The sequence below is a fragment of the Fodinibius sediminis genome, assembly GCF_900182555.1.
GTDB classification, from domain to species: domain Bacteria; phylum Bacteroidota; class Rhodothermia; order Balneolales; family Balneolaceae; genus Fodinibius; species Fodinibius sediminis.
Genome location: NZ_FXTH01000014.1, coordinates 44,369 through 61,568, shown reverse-complemented (window position 1 = coordinate 61,568; position 17,200 = coordinate 44,369). Strand labels below are relative to the sequence as shown.

Annotated in this window: 12 protein-coding genes; 8 read left to right on the top strand and 4 right to left on the bottom strand. The window is 49.8% G+C overall.

The window, feature by feature from the left end; genetic code table 11:
• Nucleotides 1-131: 131 nt before the first annotated feature.
• The gene (gene rocD, locus FN808_RS14805) at nucleotides 132-1,364 is read right to left on the bottom strand and encodes an ornithine--oxo-acid transaminase (RefSeq protein WP_142715389.1); all 1,233 of its coding nucleotides are present in this window, start codon (nucleotides 1,362-1,364) and stop codon (nucleotides 132-134) included.
• A gap of 361 nt (nucleotides 1,365-1,725) precedes the next feature.
• Here rocD and FN808_RS14800 point away from each other — a divergent pair, with 361 nt between their 5' ends.
• From FN808_RS14800 to alr, 6 genes are all read left to right on the top strand, one after another.
• A complete protein-coding gene (locus tag FN808_RS14800) occupies nucleotides 1,726-3,168 on the top strand; it encodes a sodium:solute symporter family protein (RefSeq protein WP_142715388.1) in 1,443 nt (480 codons plus the stop codon).
• Between the two features lie 44 nt (nucleotides 3,169-3,212).
• Nucleotides 3,213-3,653, top strand: a complete 441-nt coding sequence (locus FN808_RS14795) for a GNAT family N-acetyltransferase (protein ID WP_142715387.1) — start codon at nucleotides 3,213-3,215, stop codon at nucleotides 3,651-3,653.
• A 3-nt stretch (nucleotides 3,654-3,656) separates the two neighbouring features.
• Nucleotides 3,657-4,733 carry an alanine racemase gene (locus FN808_RS14790; protein ID WP_142715386.1) on the top strand — a complete coding sequence of 359 codons (1,077 nt, stop codon included), beginning with the start codon at nucleotides 3,657-3,659 and terminating at the stop codon, nucleotides 4,731-4,733.
• Between the two features lie 96 nt (nucleotides 4,734-4,829).
• A complete protein-coding gene (locus FN808_RS14785; protein ID WP_142715385.1) occupies nucleotides 4,830-5,435 on the top strand; it encodes a peptidoglycan DD-metalloendopeptidase family protein in 606 nt (201 codons plus the stop codon).
• Between the two features lie 129 nt (nucleotides 5,436-5,564).
• Nucleotides 5,565-6,722 (top strand): amidohydrolase, encoded by a 1,158-nt coding sequence (locus tag FN808_RS14780; protein ID WP_142715384.1) that lies wholly within the window; start codon nucleotides 5,565-5,567, stop codon nucleotides 6,720-6,722.
• Nucleotides 6,719-7,894, top strand: a complete 1,176-nt coding sequence (alr, locus tag FN808_RS14775) for an alanine racemase (RefSeq protein WP_142715383.1) — start codon at nucleotides 6,719-6,721, stop codon at nucleotides 7,892-7,894. Before FN808_RS14780 ends, alr begins: the two co-directional genes overlap by 4 nt.
• A 42-nt stretch (nucleotides 7,895-7,936) precedes the next feature.
• Here alr and FN808_RS14770 read toward each other — a convergent pair whose 3' ends face one another.
• Complete coding sequence (locus FN808_RS14770) at nucleotides 7,937-9,019, bottom strand: quinone-dependent dihydroorotate dehydrogenase (protein ID WP_185958431.1); 1,083 nt, start codon at nucleotides 9,017-9,019, stop codon at nucleotides 7,937-7,939.
• 73 nt (nucleotides 9,020-9,092) lie between these two features.
• Between FN808_RS14770 and FN808_RS14765 the strand changes: the two genes are divergently transcribed.
• Complete coding sequence (locus tag FN808_RS14765) at nucleotides 9,093-10,376, top strand: bifunctional folylpolyglutamate synthase/dihydrofolate synthase (RefSeq protein WP_142715382.1); 1,284 nt, start codon at nucleotides 9,093-9,095, stop codon at nucleotides 10,374-10,376.
• A 133-nt stretch (nucleotides 10,377-10,509) separates the two neighbouring features.
• Nucleotides 10,510-11,970: a transcription termination factor Rho gene (rho, locus tag FN808_RS14760; RefSeq protein ID WP_142715381.1), complete on the top strand. Its 1,461-nt coding sequence runs from the start codon at nucleotides 10,510-10,512 to the stop codon at nucleotides 11,968-11,970.
• A 284-nt stretch (nucleotides 11,971-12,254) separates the two neighbouring features.
• Here rho and FN808_RS14755 read toward each other — a convergent pair whose 3' ends face one another.
• Both FN808_RS14755 and FN808_RS14750 read right to left on the bottom strand, forming a co-directional pair.
• Nucleotides 12,255-14,288 carry a M1 family metallopeptidase gene (locus FN808_RS14755; protein WP_142715380.1) on the bottom strand — a complete coding sequence of 678 codons (2,034 nt, stop codon included), beginning with the start codon at nucleotides 14,286-14,288 and terminating at the stop codon, nucleotides 12,255-12,257.
• A 357-nt stretch (nucleotides 14,289-14,645) separates the two neighbouring features.
• Entirely contained in the window at nucleotides 14,646-17,144 is a 2,499-nt protein-coding gene (locus FN808_RS14750) for an SLBB domain-containing protein (protein WP_142715379.1), read from the bottom strand.
• Nucleotides 17,145-17,200: the final 56 nt, after the last annotated feature.

The following is a 17,200-nucleotide window of genomic DNA, read 5'->3' as shown; positions in this document are numbered from 1 at the left end:
CCTGCAGAAAAGACTGCGGAACACAGGCTGTTTTTTGGGTAAAGGGGGGCCGGTAGTTTCAATGAAATCAGCTGAAGGAGGGAAGATCTCCCGGATGAAACGGTTGTTTTGCACCCGGGAGGGGATAGGTTTTACAGCTCAGCTTCGAACTTTTTAATAGTTGTTGAAATAATTGAGATGCACTCCCGAAGTTGTTCTTCCGTCATTACCAGCGGAGGAGCAAAGCGAATAATGTTACCATGCGTCGGCTTGGCAAGCAGCCCATTTTCTTTTAGCTGCAGGCAGATGTTCCAGGCCGTCTGGCTGTCTTCGGCGTCGTTGATAACGATGGCATTCAGCAGTCCCTTACCGCGAACCAGCTTCACGAGATCTGTTTCTTTGGCAAGGGCTTCCATTTCACGACGAAACAGATGACCCAGGCGATCGGCATTTTCGGCCAGATTCTCATCCTGGACTACGTCGAGGGCTTCCATGGTAACGGCACAGGCCAGGGGATTTCCTCCATAGGTGGACCCGTGCTCGCCGGGACGCAGGCATTCCATGACTTCGTTGTCGGCCAATACCGCTGAAACGGGATAGGCGCCTCCTGAAAGGGCTTTGCCAAGAATAACAATGTCAGGTCGTACTTCTTCATGATCCACACACAGCAGGGCTCCGGTACGGGCGATGCCGGTCTGTATTTCATCGGCTATGAAGAGAGTTTCGTATTTTTTACACAGTTCGGATGCTTTCTTGAGATAGCCCTCGGATGGCACCTTTACGCCCGCCTCGCCCTGAATGGGCTCCACGAGAAAGCCGGCAACATCTTCTTGTTGAAGGGCCTGCTCAAGCGCATCAAGATCGTCATAGGGAATAGATACGAAGCCCGGGGTGTAAGGTCCAAAATTCTTGCGGGCCACCGGGTCATTTGAGAAGGATATGATACTGGTTGTGCGTCCGTGGAAATTCCCTTTGGCTACAATAATGGTCGCCTGTTCGGGCGCTAGGTCTTTTTTTTCGTAAGACCATTTGCGGCAGAGTTTTATAGCCGTTTCCACCCCTTCGGCTCCCGTATTCATGGGCAGGAGCTTGTCATACCCAAAAAGGTCGTGCATATATTCTTCGTAGGTGCCCAGCTGGTCGCTGTAGAAGGCCCGTGAAACAAGCGTTAGTTCTTCAGCCTGTTTTTTCAGCCTGTTGATAATGCGTGGATGGCAGTGGCCCTGGTTAACCGCTGAATAAGCCGATAGAAAATCGTAATACCGGTTCCCCTCCGGGTCCCATACATGAACGCCCCGGCCCTTAGAAAGCACCACCGGGAGGGGATGGTAATTATGAGCTCCAAATTGATCTTCGAGCGAGATAGCTTCTTCCGTAGTAGTCATGTATGGTTAAATTATGGTTAATCCCATTGCGGTTACAAGATAGGATGTTGAAAAGAGAAGAAAAATATACTTTCTAAACGTTTTTCAAAACGTTCATCTCAGTTAAAATGATTTTACAGAAAAGAAAAGAGGGGGATAATCAATGCGTACTGTACCTCTCTTTTACGGATTCGGCAATTCATCGGGGCAGATTCCAGGTGGCCCAGGCAGTCCCCTGTCGGTTAGCCGTCCGCATCCGCTTTTCAGATTTGGGAATTCCGGAACGTAAAGGATATATTATGGGGTCGATATGAATGAACCCTTGAGTAGTTTGCTCAAGGGTTTTTTTATTAGGTGGAAATCCAATTTATGGCTTAGATTTATGCACTGGATTGACCTGACGATTTTTGTCTGCTATATGCTGGCAATGTTGGGCTTTGGATTTTTCTTTTTGAACAGGAATGAAGGCGCTGAAGACTATTACGTTGGCGGCCGCAATATGAGCAGTCTGCACATCGGCCTGTCGGTGGTTGCAACCGACGTGGGAGGTGGATTTTCCATTGGGCTCGGCGGACTTGGTTTTGTAATGGGTATTTCAGGCTCATGGATGCTTTTTACGGGACTGCTGGGAGCCTGGCTTGCCGCCGTGCTGCTGATCCCGAAAGTAAAGGGGAATGCTGCTTTTGATAAGGCCTATACCTTTCCGGAAATTTTCAAGCACTACTTCACGCCTGAGGTTGCTCTCGTTGCCGGTATTATTTCGGCAGTAGGGTATGCCGGCTTTACCAGTTCGCAGATACTGGCAGGTGCTAAACTGGCTCAGGGCACGTTTGCAAATCTGGATCTGCAGACCGCGCTTATCATCATGGGATCAGTAGCCGTCATCTATACCGTCATGGGCGGACTTAAGGCCGTGATTTATACGGATACGGTTCAATGGGCCATTCTGATGATGGGACTGGTCTTTGTAGGTATTCCCATCTCATATTATGCGGTTGGAGGGTGGGAGGCCATTGGCCGGACCGTGGACCCATCCTTGCTGTCAATGACCAATATTACCTGGCAGAAAGTAGTGTATTGGGCAGTGACCATTATCCCCATTTGGTTTGTGGGTATGACCCTGTACCAGCGAATTTATGCATGCAACGACGAGAAAACAGCAAAAAAAGCCTGGTTTTTGGCGGGCCTTTTTGAATGGCCGGTTATGGCATTTATGGGAGTTGCACTGGGACTTTTTGCGAAAGTAGCCGCTTCCCAGGGCATGTTTGATTATCTCGGAGCTGAAAATATTGCAGAAACAGATCCCGAAACCGGCTTGCCGATGCTGCTGCGCACCGTGTTGCCGGTAGGGTTGATGGGAGTCATGATGAGTGCCTACTTTTCCGCTATTCTCTCCACGGCCGACAGCTGCCTGATGGCTGCCTCAGGCAATGTGGTTTCGGACATCATCGGTTATTTTAAAGAGGTGGATCATGACAGTGACCGGTTTCTTCGTTTTTCGCAGGTTACAACACTGCTTATCGGTGCCGGGGCCCTGTTTATCGCCAGTATGATGACCAATGTGCTGGATCTGATGCTCTATTCGTATGCCTTTATGGTTTCCGGGCTGTTTGTGCCTATTGTGGGGGCCTTCTACTGGCAGAAGAGCAGCAGTGTCGGCGCCATGGGCGCTATGATCCTTGGAGGGGCAGTCACCATCCTGCTTGAAGTGTTTATGGAAAAGCTGCCCGCGGGCCTTGATGCCAATGTTTTTGGAATTTCGGCTTCGTTCATGGTGTTTGTATTATTATCACTCATGTTTCCCGACGGAAGAAACAAATCCTGACAAATTGAGAATAATAACATAGTAATGACTCTAAACGGTTGATCATGCAATTTGATATCATACATTCGGACACGGAAAATCCCACGGTCTTTTCGCGTGAGGACATTGCCGATTTCTTATTTCAGCATCTCGATGAATATGGCGATGAAAAGCGTCATATTCTGAAGTGTATAGGATACGCCTACGGCGATGAATCCGGACAGGACGGTTTTATCCTGGTTGCCCACCAGGACGAAGAGATTGTGGGGGCAGTGATTATTAATGATACCAACATGGGTGGTTATATACCGGAACATATTTTAGTGTATATTGCTGTTCATGGTGAGGCCCGCGGGCAAGGTATTGGAAAACAGCTGATGGAACGGGCTATAGACGCCACCGAAGGTGATATTGCCTTGCATGTTGAACACGACAACCCGGCTAAATATCTTTATGAAAAATACGGGTTTACCAACAAGTACCTGGAAATGCGACTGAAGAAATAGGGCATGGCCTATTTAAAACTATATCGCGAGAAACTGCGTGAGAATTATAACTTCCTTGATAATCTGTTTAAGAAAAACGATATCAAGTGGGGAATCACAACAAAATTGTTATGCGGACATGAAGCCTATCTGAAGGAGGTGGCCGATCTTGGGATTGGAGAGATGCATGACTCGCGGATCAGCAATCTCAAGAAAATTAAGGAGATCGATCCGGATACAATGACAACCTATATCAAACCCCCGCCCAAGGATATTATCGAGTCGGTGGTAAAATATGCGGATGCAAGTCTCAATACCGAACTTTCCACCCTGCATGCTCTTTCTGATGAAGCAAAGAAGCAGGGCAAGGTGCACAAAGTGATCATCATGATTGAGATGGGTGATCTGCGTGAAGGGGTTATCCGGGAGAACATAGTTGACTTCTATGAGGAGGTATTCAAGCTTTCCAATATCGAAGTGCTGGGCATAGGCACGAACCTGAACTGTATGCATGGGGTGATGCCGGACGAGGACAAGCTGATCCAGCTCTCCTTGTACAAACAGATTATTGAACTGCGCTTTAACAAAACCATCCCGCTTGTTTCCGGCGGAACCACGGTTACTATACCACTGCTCCTGCGCAATCAACTGCCCAGGGGGATTAACCATTTCCGGGTGGGCGAAGCGCTTTTCTTTGGCAAGGATCTCTTCACCGGTGGAACCATTGAGGGAATGCACAACGATGTACTGGAACTTTATAGCCAGATTATTGAGATTGCCGAAAAGCCCAAGGTTCCCAGTGGTGAGCTGGGGAAAAACCCCCAGGGACAGGTTACAGACATTGACGAAGAGGATTATGGTGAAACTTCCTACCGGGCCATCCTGGATATAGGTTACCTGGATATCAATCCGGAACACATCATCGACGTCGAAAGAGATGGAGAAGTAAATATCGTTGATGCGAGTTCTGATATGCTTATCCTGGATGTCGGGGACAACCAGGCGGGCTACGAGGTAGGAGACTTTATCCGGTTTAGGATGAAATACATGGGGGCGCTCGGAATCATGAATTCCGATTATATTGATAAGATTGTGGAGTAAAGGCAGGCCCGTGAAATCGAAGAAGAGGTGGAACATGCGTCGTATGCTTATCCCATACCGTCAAGCCGGCCGTGGAACAAAAAAACAGGTTCAGTTATGTGCAAATATGCTCCGGTAATGAATTATCCGGATGAGATGTACCTGTTTGATTTTACATCAGGCTACAACCCGGGATTTGTGCGTTCAAAAAGGTGGGGCATCGGGCGTTATAATGAAAAACGAGCCGGCATGTATGTGGCGGCGCAATATTGCAATAAACGCAATATCCATATGGGTATCGATATCTGGACAGAGGCCGGTGCCCCTGTTTTTTCTTTTGCTAATGGAACGGTTGCCTACCTGCAGGATAATAATAAGAGGGGTGATTACGGGCCTACCATAATAATTGCCTACGATCTTGATGGCACGCAGCTGTTTGCCCTGTATGGTCATTTGTCCCGCTCTTCTCTTGAGCGCTGGTCGGCGGGCGACCGGGTGCAGCGTGGCCAGCAGATAGGTGCTTTGGGCAGCCGGGAGGAAAACGGGGGCTGGGTTCCGCATCTTCACTTCCAGCTCTCAGTGAGAGATCCGGGGGAAGCTGATATGCCGGGCGTGGTCTCTGAGGAAAGGCGTGAAGAAGCCCTCCGCCTGTATCCTGATCCCCGCAGGATACTTGGAGAGCTCTACCGGCAGGAGAAGGGGCCACGGGATCCCCGCCGATGAGTCTGGTTATGTGTATTTTCACGTGGCGGGGTCGATGAGCCCTGCGTCTTTATCGCCCGGTACTGGCAATTCTGCTTTAAAATTTACTAATTGAGTTCCCTCACGAACCTTCTTATTGAAAATTTTCAGATGTCTTCAAAAATAGCTCCGCACATGCAGGAATTGACGGCTTTACGCCACCGGCTGCATCAGAAGGCCGAAGTTTCCGGACAGGAATCGGAAACGGCCGAATGTATAGGTGATTTTCTGTCAGACACTGCCCCTGATGAGCTCCGGACGGGGCTCGGGGGACATGGAATCCTGGCTTCTTACAAAGGAGAGTCAGAAGGTCCGCATCTGCTGCTCCGGTGTGAACTCGATGCCCTGCCCATACCAGATAAGATTGAGACTGATTACCAATCGAAAGCGGAGGGTGTGGGCCATAAATGCGGGCATGACGGCCATATGGCCATTATGTGTGGCGTTGCGAAATTACTGGCTGCAGATCGACCTGCCTCGGGGACCGTAACACTACTCTTTCAGCCGGCTGAAGAAACGGGAGAGGGGGCGTTGAAGATACTTGAAGAGGAAGCCTTCCAGGCACGGTCTCTCGATTACTGTTTCGCTCTCCATAACTTGCCGGGCCATGGCAAGCACCAAATTGTTGTCCGACCCGGTGTCTTCGCTGCCGCTTCTGTCGGACTGGAGGTTGAGCTCAGGGGACAGACGGCCCATGCCGCTCATCCGGAAGAGGGGGTCAGTCCTGCGGCCGCTGTTGCACAGCTTATTGAAGCGTTTTCGGCAGTTCCCCAGTTTTACAGCTCATTGGACCAGGCCACGAAAGTGACCGTCATCAATGCGGTTCTGGGAGAGCGGGCTTTTGGAACTTCTCCCGGGCACGCAATCGTTCGTGCCACCCTGCGGACCTACGACGACGAGCTGTTGTCTGATCTTCAGCGTCGTTGCCTTACCATCGCTGAAGGTTTGGCCCAAACCTATGGACTTGACATGGCACATAGCTGGGTGGAACCTTTTGCGGCCACAACCAATGATGCCCGGGCTGTTGACATCATTTGCAGGGCTGCCGAGGACTGTGATCTGGAAATTTCAGAAAAGCAAACCCCTTTCAGCTGGTCGGAGGACTTTGGTCATTTCACGCAGGAAATTCCCGGTGCCATGTTTGGACTGGGCATCGGTTCCGAACACCCGGCCCTGCATGCTGAGCAGTATGATTTTGAGGACGCTGTTATCTCCTCGGGGGTGTTGATGTTCATGCAAATTATAAAAGAGATTGTATCCAAAGGATGAAAGAGCCGTTCTACCCGTCGTATGTTGAGCTTAGTAAATCTTCTTTTCAGCAGAATATATCTTTTCTAAGAGATTACGTTGGAGAAGACGTACTGTTCAGTTCGGTTATCAAGGGCAATGCATATGGACACGGTATCAAGTATTTTGTTCCCCTGGCAGAGGAGTGCGGCATCCGCCATTTCTCAGTATTCAGCTCGGATGAGGCCCGTGAAGCCTGCCGCGCGTCCACTCAAGAGGATACCCATATCATGATCATGGGTATGATCAACAACGGGGTTATTGCCTGGGCTATCGAGCGAGACGTTTCCTTTTTTGTTTTTGAACTGGATCGGCTCCGGGCCGCAGTGAAGGAGGCCAAGCGTATCGGCAAGCCCGCCCGCATTCACTTGCACCTGGAGACCGGCATGAACCGGCTGGGACTCGATTCCGATACCTTTGAGAATATCGTACAGCTGCTCAAAGAGAATCACGAGCACCTCCGCCTCGATGGAATCTGTACGCATTATGCCGGGGCGGAAAGCGTTGGGAATTATGTGCGTGTACAGGAGCAGATAGAACGGTTCCGGGAATATACGAGCTGGTTCGAGGATCATGGGATTGAGGCGGAGCATTATCATACAGCCTGTTCTGCATCGGCCCTGAACTATCCGGAAACCATCATGGATATGGTGCGCATCGGGATCGCGCAATATGGATTCTGGCCCAATCGTGAAACGTATATGAACTTTGTGAAACGCCATCCGGATATCAATAAAAAGCACCGGGATCCGCTGAATCGGGTGATCAGCTGGAAAAGTGAAGTCATGAGTACCAAGATGGTGCCGGCCGGTGAATTCGTCGGTTATGGCAATACCTATCTCACCAGCCGTGACCAGCAAATAGCCACAGTGCCCATAGGATATGCCCACGGCTTTGGTCGAAATCTGACCAATGTTGGTATCGTACTGATTAACGGTGAGCGGGCGCCGGTGGCAGGTTTGGTGAATATGAATTTGTTGACCGTTGACATCACGGATATTCCCGCGGTCACCAAGGGAGATGAAGTCGTCATTATCGGCGTGCAGGGAGAACAGGAGATGACAGTTGCCTCTTTCAGCGAGATGAGGAACTTTATGAACTATGAAGTACTGGTTCAGATTCCGTCAACGCTTCCGCGGCATATTGTTTCATAGCGGGGGATGCTTGTTCTTGACTGAATTGGTGGCATGGGAAGGCTATGAGACGCTGAACAACTGGTGGATGGAGTCAATATTCAGCTCTTTGAGTTCCCTGACAAGCTGCCGGTTAATGGACTTTATAAGTCCAGGACCCTCGTAAATCAGGCCCGAATACACCTGAAGGAGATCGGCCCCTGCCAGCATCATGTCAAGAGCGGTGGCCAGTGAATCCACGCCGCCTACTCCTATAACTGGTTTTTGTCCCTTTGTTGCTTCACTGATCCACCGGACGATGCGGACGCTCTTCGGGGCGATCGGGCGTCCACTGAGGCCGCCCCGCCCGATATCTTTAACGATGTCGCTGGATGTTTGCAGGTTATCGCGGGCGGAAGAGGTGTTGCAGGCCACGTAGCCGGGAATCTGGTGATCCTCGCAAACCTGCAGGAGCTCCATGAGCTGCTCTTTCGTCAGATCAGAGGAAAACTTCACCAGCGTCGGGATGACCCGGGCGTCATTGCGGATGGCCAGGGCGGCAAGCAGTTCATCCAGAGCGGCCGGATCCTCGAATGTTTTGCCTTCGGTGGTGTTGGGACAAGAAATGTTGACCGTGATATAATCTGCTATTTTTTGTGCTTCCTTGAAGCTGTGCACATAATCACGGATGGCTCGGTCGCCCATCACCGTGGGGTCGTGGGTCTTGGCAATATTGATTCCCAGGGGGATCGACAGTTTTTTATTTTTAAGTCGCTTGACGATGGTTTTAGCCCCATCATTATTCAGGCCCATCCGGTTAATGAGGGCGTGGTCGCCCGGAAGCCGAAAGAGGCGGGGTTTGGGATTGCCGGTACTTGGATTTCCGGTAATACTGCCGATTTCTACGAAACCAAAGCCTAAGGCTTCCATTATTTCCGGAATATGCCCATTTTTGTCAAAGCCGGCAGCAAGACCCAGGGGATTTCGGAATTTCAGTCCCCATATGTTTTGGCAGAGACCGGGCGACTGGTAGTTGTAAAGGGCCTTTGCAAGGGATCGTAATATCCTGCTTTCGGAGGCTTTTTGTGCAAAAATGTGCGTCAGGTCGTGTGCCCGTTCAGCATCGAGCTGAAATAACAGGGGTTTCACCAACGATTTATATATCATAACATCCAAAACGAACTTATTTTAAGCTCCCGTCAAAGTAAAGAGCTTTAGGCTAAGAACGAAATTTTAACTTTTGTCCTTTTTATCCATGTCTTTTTTAACGATAGAGGATGTAGAGCAATATCTTGCTGCCATCCCGAAGTTCCAGTCCGACCATGCCAAGGCTGCCGATTTCAACCTGGCGAAATTTGAGAGATTCTGCGAAGAGCTCGGCTGTCCCCAGGAACAATTTCCAGCTGTACATGTGGCCGGGACCAATGGCAAGGGCAGTACCTGCCGAATATTGGCAGCCATCTACCATGAGGCCGGATATACGACCGGCTTATATACCTCGCCTCATATTTTAACCTTTAACGAGCGTTTTATCATTAATGGTTCTACCATCCCTGATGCGGAACTGCTTGCTTTTTTTCAGCAGTATCGGACCCTGATCGAAGAACACCGTTTGACTTATTTCGAAATCAGCACAGCTATTGCTTTTTGGTGGTTCGCAAAATCACAGGTCGACATCGCCATTATTGAAACGGGATTAGGCGGTCGGCTGGATGCCACGAATATTATACATCCGCTGGCGAGTATCATCACCAGTATCTCACTGGATCATACCGATATTCTCGGAGACAGCCTGGCGGCTATTGCACGGGAAAAAGGAGGTATCATAAAGTCGGGCCGGCCTGTAATCATTGGGAATTTGCCTGAAGAAGCGGAGAGAATCATTCAGGGGATAGCCCGAGAGAAGGGTAGCGAGCTGTTTGATATTAAGGAACTGCAGCCCCGGCTTGTTTCCGGCAGAGCGGTTTTGTTAAAGACTCCAGGCGGACAGAAGAAGCTGAGAACCTCGCTTATTGCCCCGGTACAGGCGCTTAATGTTGCCATGGCCTGGCAGGCCATTCGGGCTGTCAGCGGCCATCTGCCGGTTTCTGAGCAGCAGTTCGAGCGGGCCCTGGGTTCTGTAGCACCGGGGTATGGACGTTTTGAGCAGTTATCGGAAAAAAGAAGGTGGTATTTCGACGGCGCACACAATATTGAAGCCGTAAAGCAGGTTAAAGAGTCTTTAGCAACGGTGGGAAATATGAATGAAGCCATCCTTGTGCTGTCACTCATGCGTGATAAAATACAGCCGGATGTGATGAATGAATTTTCAGAATTCAAAAATATCTATTATTATTCACTAAACACAGAGCGGGCGGCACCGTTTAAGGAGATCAAGGAATGGTGGCCGCAAGTGATGGCTTTTCCGAACCAGCCGGATCAACAGCAGCGTTTGCTAAAAGAGTTTGAGACGGAATTAGTAATTTTTGCAGGAAGTTTTTACTTTTACGCTACGGTTCGGGATTGGATAAAAACACTTGTTTAAACCGTTAGTATCATATCTACCTGCGTTTCTCCCTTTTTCCACAGTGTAGATCAACTCTCTTTACAGCTTAGTATAAGATTGTAGAACCTTTTTATTCATCGCAACGCATACCAAATTATAGAAGAAGAATATTATGTCGGACTATCAGACCGATGGAGTTACGTTAGAGCAAATTGATACTTTGCCGAACAAAACCGTCAAGGAGTTAAAGGAATTAGCTCGCGAGCAGGGCCTCTCATCCGTTTCAGGATTGCGCAAACAGCAGCTTATTGATCGAATTACACAGTCAGTACGTGACAAGGCGCGGGCGCACAGCAATGGGAATTCGGGTGATGAGCATACGAAGTCGTATGACAAATCCAAAGGAAATAGCCGGTCATCCGGGCGTAAGAAGAAAAAGAAGAATGTGCATGACATTCTACCCGAGTCGGATGCACCCACCCTGGAAGAGCGGCTGGAAGAGATACAACCCAAGCTGGGTCCCTATCTTATCCAGGAGGGAACCCTGGAAATTCTGCCCGATGGCTATGGATTCCTGCGATCGGTAAATTACAATTACAAGGCCAGCCCTGATGATATATACGTTTCACCGTCGCAAATCAAGCGGTTTCGCCTGAAACAGGGGGATTGTGTAATCGGAATTATACGTCCCCCCAAGGTAGGAGAGCGCTATTTTGCTCTTTTACGGGTTGATGGAGTGAATGGCAAGATACCAACGGATATGGACAACCGCGGGGATTTTGAAGACCTGCTGCCGATCTATCCCGAAGAACGCCTCAAGCTGGAACACAAGCCTAGCGAGTATACCACCCGGGTTGTTGATCTTTTCGCTCCTGTAGGAAAAGGACAACGCGGATTGATTGTAGCCCAGCCAAAGACGGGAAAGACTACTATTCTGCGCAATGTCGCTAATGCCGTGAATAAAAATAATCCGGAGACGAAGGTTATTATCTTGCTTATTGATGAACGCCCGGAAGAAGTCACCGAAATGGAGCGCAATGTGGAGGATGCCGAAGTGGTAGCATCCACTTTTGATGAGCGTCCGGAAAATCATGTCGGGCTGTCGGAGATTGTATTTGAAAAATCCAAACGCCTGGTTGAAAGCGGGCATGATGTACTTATCCTGATGGACTCAATAACCAGGTTGGCGCGCGCCTACAACATTTGCCAGCCTTCTTCGGGGCGTACCATGTCGGGTGGAGTGGATTCTGAAGCACTGAAAGCACCCCGCCAGCTGTTCAGTTCGGCGCGGAATATCGAAGATGGTGGAAGCCTTACCATCCTTGCTACAGCTCTGATTCAGACCGGTTCGCGCATGGATGATCTGATCTTTGAAGAGTTCAAGGGGACCGGCAACATGGAGCTGGTTCTTGACCGCAACCTGTCTGAACGCCGAATTTATCCTGCCATCGATATTTTCAAAAGTGGTACCCGGCGCGAGGAGCTTATCGTTCCGGAATCGGAGAAGGAGAAAGTGGTCTTGCTGCGGCGTTACCTGAATCGCATGAACTCTTTCGAAGCGATGGAGTTTGTATTGGACAAGATGAAGGGGACCGAGAATAATGAGGAGTTTTTGATTTCAATGAATCAATAACGCTTTTCTTGAGGAGATTACCCTTTTTGACTCCTTTGCATGATGATTTTTTTACCAATTGGCTGGTATTCCCCTTCCGCTGCTGATTTCCGGGGGGGGAGACGAAACCGCAGCCGGGAAAAGGCCGGTAGCTTTCGAATTTACCGGCGCAGGGCCTCATTTTAGCCTGGCCTGAGTCAGTGTGCTTTCCTTCAAATTTTAATAGCGCCGTTAAATAAAAAGAGCAAGCACCGTTCCCGGTCCTTGCTCTACCGTTTCTTTTGAATGGATAAAGAATGCAGGGATTACTTTTCCCAGCTGTTATTGATGCGATTGGCATCAGGGAACTTCTGCTCTGGATCGATCACAACCTTGGTTACCTCGCTTGCGCTGTCAACAGTAAGTGTGGTCTGTGTAGCCCCTTTCAGCCATGTTTCAACCGGGATCTCCCGCGACAGCGTCGTGCCGTCGGCGAGCGTAATTGCAACAGTAGTCGGCATGGGAGCCTGCCCGTGATCCTCGATAACAATCTGTGTGCCGTTATCGGTGGTTTGTACATTGCCCACCGCCTGATCAAGAACCCATGTTTCGAAATACCAGCTTCGCCAGAACCAGTCAAGGTCCCTTCCACTCACATCTTCAAAAGTATTGAAAAGGTCCCATGGATACGGATGCCTGTATCGCCAACGGCTCAGGAAGCTTTCAAATGCCTGCTGAAAGGTTTCCTCGCCCAGTACGCCCCGCAGCGCAACCAGCATGGAGGCTGGTTTGGGATAGGAGGCGATGCCATAGGCAAATCCGTTGTAATGGTAATCTGACCACCGCATGATAGGTCCTTCAAGGTCGGTGCCGGTTATCTGCAGATAACTTTGAAAATCCGACTGTTCAAAGTCGTTGCCCGGGTAATAATCTTTCTTTGACTGGGCTTCATTGAAGGTGGTGGTTCCCTCATCCATCCAGGCATAGCGGCGTTCGTTATTGCTTACCTGCATCGGCACCCACATATGGGCCAGCTCATGGGCAATAACGGCATAGAGCGACTGGGCTGGGCGGCCGTTGTAGTCACCGATAATGGTCATCATGGGAAATTCCATACCTCCCCCGATGATGCCGCCTCCCTCAACCGATGTCATATGCGGCCAGGGATAGGCAAGCCCCGTTGTTTCAGAAAGAGCGGTGATTGCATGGCGTGTGAATTCTGCACCGTCGGTCCAGAGAGGGGCACTGTCGCGGTAAATAGCATTGATGGCAACATAATCGGCCTGCCCATCTCCATCACGGTCGTCAACCCTGGAGCGCGTTGCATCCCACATCGATTCCCTGGTTGCACTAAAGGCAAAGTCGCGAACCTTATCCGCTTTGAAAGTCCAGGTCAGGGTGCCGTTGCCGGTTGATTCGGTGACATCGCCAAAATCTTCTTTTGTGACAACATGAACTATTTCATCACTGTTATGTGCTTTTTGCAGGCGCTGGTATATTTCATTTTTCAATACTTCCCGGGCGTTCGTCAGATGACCGGTGGAGGCTATCATCCATTGTTCGGGAGCTGTAATATCTACAGTATAGTTGCCGAAACCATGGTAAAACTCAGCATTACCTTTGAATTGATCGGTAAACCAGCCATTGACGTCGTCATACACACGCATTTTGGGGTACCAGTAGCCAATGTAAAATAGATTGTCTTCGCTGTAGCCCATGCGTCCGCTTGCTCCCTGCTGGGGGATTTTGAAGTCCCAGGTCACCTCAATCTGTATAGAGTCGCCGGGGGCCAGAACGGTGCCGGGACGGAGCACCATGAGGGTCCCGTCTACCAAATATCCCTGCTGGGCACGCACCGACTGCATCTCCTGGAGGGGGGTATTGCCGGCTTCCACCTGGTGGAGATTGATTCCGCCGGTCACTTCTGCAGGCGTATTGCGCACGACCCCGCTTTTATGCATGTTTTGGGCCAGTTCCATAAAAAGTTGATTGAGGGTATCCGGCGAATTGTTGTAGTAGGTAATGAGGCTGCTGCCTTTGATGAGGGTATCAGCTGGAACAAGTTCAACGTCAATATCATAGTTGGTCCACTGCTGCCAGTAGCCGGATCCCGGTTTGCCGGACATGGTGCGGGTTTCCCGGTCGATGGCCTGATAGAAAGCCTGTGGAATTTCGTTGGTGATAGGATTGGGAACCAGGCGGTCCATTTTATCAGGCTCCTGTTTCATGGCCTGTGCGGTTTGCTCGGGAGCCTGGTCCGTTTTTGCGGCTTGCTGTGGGCCGGTACATCCCGAAATAGTAAACAGGGCAATCCCGACCATCAGAACGGTCGTTTTTATATGATTAGGGAGATCTAGCATAATATTATATTGTTTGATGGATGTTGATGAGATTTAATGGGGTTTCTTTAAAGAAACATATGCGAGGCAGGTTGAAAAGCCTTTGGTTGCAAGAACTGAAAAATAGGAAAAACATGATATAAGACCATACATTGAAAACCGGATTTACAACTTTTATCTGCTGGTCTTGGTACCGATCCGGGGGATGAGCGGGCTGCTTGGTTATATGGACTTCCTACTTTGGCTGTTTATGCAACAAACGAGGCAAGCTGTATCAGCAGGCCGGTTCATTTGCTGTTGTCCTAAAATTTCAGGCATAAAAAAAGCACAGGCCAGATATCAGCCTGTGCTTTAAAGAAAGAAAACCTGTGAATTATCCTAATTGGTCAAACGGATAATGGTAGTGGCAACCACGGCCATCGTCGATGCGATGGTAGAGAGAATACCTACGCGTTCCGCCGGGCTCATCCCTTCCTTGGGCGTTTCTTCCGGCACCACAATGGTCGCCCCGGGTTCAACTGAGGGGTAGTTTTTAAAAAAGAGCACTTTTTTAGTCCGGTCGACATCACCATTGGCATAGATGATGTACGCGCGTTTTTTGCGAGCCAGATCATTGAACCCACCGGCTGCTGTAATGTAATCCTTGAAAGAGCGACTGCCTTCATACCGCACCGTCGTAGGATAAAAAACGCCGCCTTCCACTGTTACGGTCTCCAGTTGCTGCGGGATGAAAAGCGAATCGCCTTCCTCAACCAGAAGATCATACTTGGAGCCGGGATTTGAGATCACTTCCGGCAGTTCAATGCCAATCTGGGCTGAGGTTTCATTTTCTTCTTCTCTATCTTGCTGTGGCTGGAGTTCGCCCTCAGCCCCCTCCACGTTGGCCGTGGTCTGTTGTGATTCCTGCTGGGTAAACTCCCTTTTGCGGAAGAGGGTGGCGCCATCGGTATAGGCATCTGGCGTCAGCCCCCCGGCGCGGTCAATCAGATCAGAAAGACGGTCATCACGCGATGAAATGGCATATTTGCCGGGGTATTTTACTTCTCCCACCACATATACTTCCTGTTGTTCTTCGTAATTGGGCAGCTCGCGTACGTAGACCTGGTCGAAAGGCTGCAGTTCAAAGTTTGCTCCTTCTTCACCAAGGCGCAGGTTTTCATCAACTGTAAAGGTCTGAATGTCAGCAATGATAGAGGTCTGTCCTGTCTGCTCATCCACATCACGGATGCGCCGCGCGACTTCGATGCGATAGGGGGTGGCCGATTGCTGGAAGCCTTCTGCCATGTAAATCAGATCCTCGAGGGTCATTCCATAGGCATATTCATATTCATCCGGGCTTTGAACCGGGCCCTTGATCTCGACTGTAAAATTCTCACGCATGTCGAAAATTGAGGAGATTCGAACGACGTCATCTTTCTTGAGGGCAATATCATGGGCTCCGGGGTTGTGCATCAGATCCCGTACGCTGAAAGAAATGGATTCAACAGTGTAGTCGTCGCGTGTTCGATAGATGATGCCGCGGTTCATGAAGGCATCACCCATGAGTCCGTCGGCCCGCTGGATGAGTGAGTAAAGCGAGGTGGTATCATTCAGGGCGTAGTCGCCGGGACGAAAGACGGCCCCTTCAATTTCCACCTTGTTGGTAAAGCGGTCCAGAATTTTGCCTACGGACACCGAGTCGCCGTTCTGGAGGATGTAATCATCAAAATAGCCTTTATTGACATCGGTAATGCGTTTTTGTTTGGGGGTATTACCGACCACTTTAATGCGATCCGTATATGCCTTGTCTGTGAAGTCGCCGGCATAGACAATAAGATCCTGCAGCGTTTCATTGCCTACAAGCTCATAAATGCCCGGTCGCTTGACTTCTCCCTCGATCTCAATACGGTTTTGATAGGGTTGTATCTGGATAATGTCCTGGGAGCGAAGCCTGACATTTTCAGATTGATTGCCGTAGACCAACAGGTCATAAAGATCGAAGGTAGCCACGGTTTCCTCGCCTCTGATCACGTTGATTTTCCTGAAACTCCCGGTGGTTGTGGGGCCTCCTGCGGCGTAAAGGGCATTAAATACGGTCGAAAGGGAGGAGAGTGTGTAAGTGCCGGGTACCGTTGCTTCACCCAGTACGGTAACCTTGATGCTTCGCACCTGCCCGAGCGACAGCTGCATATAGGTATCTTTGTTTTCGCTGTTGGCAGGATTCAGTCCTGAGTAGATATCCCCCAGGCGCGAACGAAGACGATTGGATGCTTCTTCTACGGTAAGGCCATTGACGTAAATAGGTCCAATGTTTTCAATAATCACAGAGCCGTCCGGCGAAACTTCCAGCTGGTAATTCATCTGGGCTGCACCCCAGATATCAATAATGATTTCGTCACCGGGCCCGAGCTGATAATCCTCGGGGGTGGGAATATTCAGGGCCGGTTCGAATGTGACTTTGTCGCTGGTAAAGAGCTTGTAGCCGAAAATCTTGCTTTTGAGCTGTTGTCTGGCCCATTTCAAAGAATCAGTTTGCGCATAGAGGGAATCAAACCTGGTGGAGTCGGGCCCCTCCGTTGGTATGGGAGACCGAAGCTGGCCGGAAACACCTGCTGCACTGTCGGTTCCCAGGGCGCCTCCGCTCTGTACCTGCTGGAGGCGTCGTTTTAACTTGCTGGCCTGCGACTGCGGAAGTCCCCGGGCAACAGCCATCTGTACCGCCTGATCGATGGACAGGTTGCGTGCCTGGGCTCCTTCATAAATGCGTTGGATTTGCTGGTCGGAAAGGTCATCAACCCTGATATTTTTAAAATCGATGTCAGAGATGTTCTGGGCATGTGCCAGCGATACGGCCATGCATACCAGCAGCATGGGTAAGATGCTCTTTATCAGTCGCATTGAGTTTCTAATCTTGTTAATATTAAATTTTTGTAAGCGGACAAATTAATGAATTT

Bases quoted from the DNA above. Each gene is read 5' to 3' on its own strand.
- rocD (WP_142715389.1), bottom strand. From the start codon at position 1,364: ATGACTACTACGGAAGAAGCTATCTCGCTCGAAGATCAATTTGGAGCT.
- FN808_RS14800 (WP_142715388.1), top strand. From the start codon at position 1,726: ATGCACTGGATTGACCTGACGATTTTTGTCTGCTATATGCTGGCAATG.
- FN808_RS14795 (WP_142715387.1), top strand. From the start codon at position 3,213: ATGCAATTTGATATCATACATTCGGACACGGAAAATCCCACGGTCTTT.
- FN808_RS14790 (WP_142715386.1), top strand. From the start codon at position 3,657: ATGGCCTATTTAAAACTATATCGCGAGAAACTGCGTGAGAATTATAAC.
- FN808_RS14785 (WP_142715385.1), top strand. From the start codon at position 4,830: ATGTGCAAATATGCTCCGGTAATGAATTATCCGGATGAGATGTACCTG.
- FN808_RS14780 (WP_142715384.1), top strand. From the start codon at position 5,565: ATGTCTTCAAAAATAGCTCCGCACATGCAGGAATTGACGGCTTTACGC.
- alr (WP_142715383.1), top strand. From the start codon at position 6,719: ATGAAAGAGCCGTTCTACCCGTCGTATGTTGAGCTTAGTAAATCTTCT.
- FN808_RS14770 (WP_185958431.1), bottom strand. From the start codon at position 9,019: ATGATATATAAATCGTTGGTGAAACCCCTGTTATTTCAGCTCGATGCT.
- rho (WP_142715381.1), top strand. From the start codon at position 10,510: ATGTCGGACTATCAGACCGATGGAGTTACGTTAGAGCAAATTGATACT.
- FN808_RS14755 (WP_142715380.1), bottom strand. From the start codon at position 14,288: ATGCTAGATCTCCCTAATCATATAAAAACGACCGTTCTGATGGTCGGG.
- FN808_RS14750 (WP_142715379.1), bottom strand. From the start codon at position 17,144: ATGCGACTGATAAAGAGCATCTTACCCATGCTGCTGGTATGCATGGCC.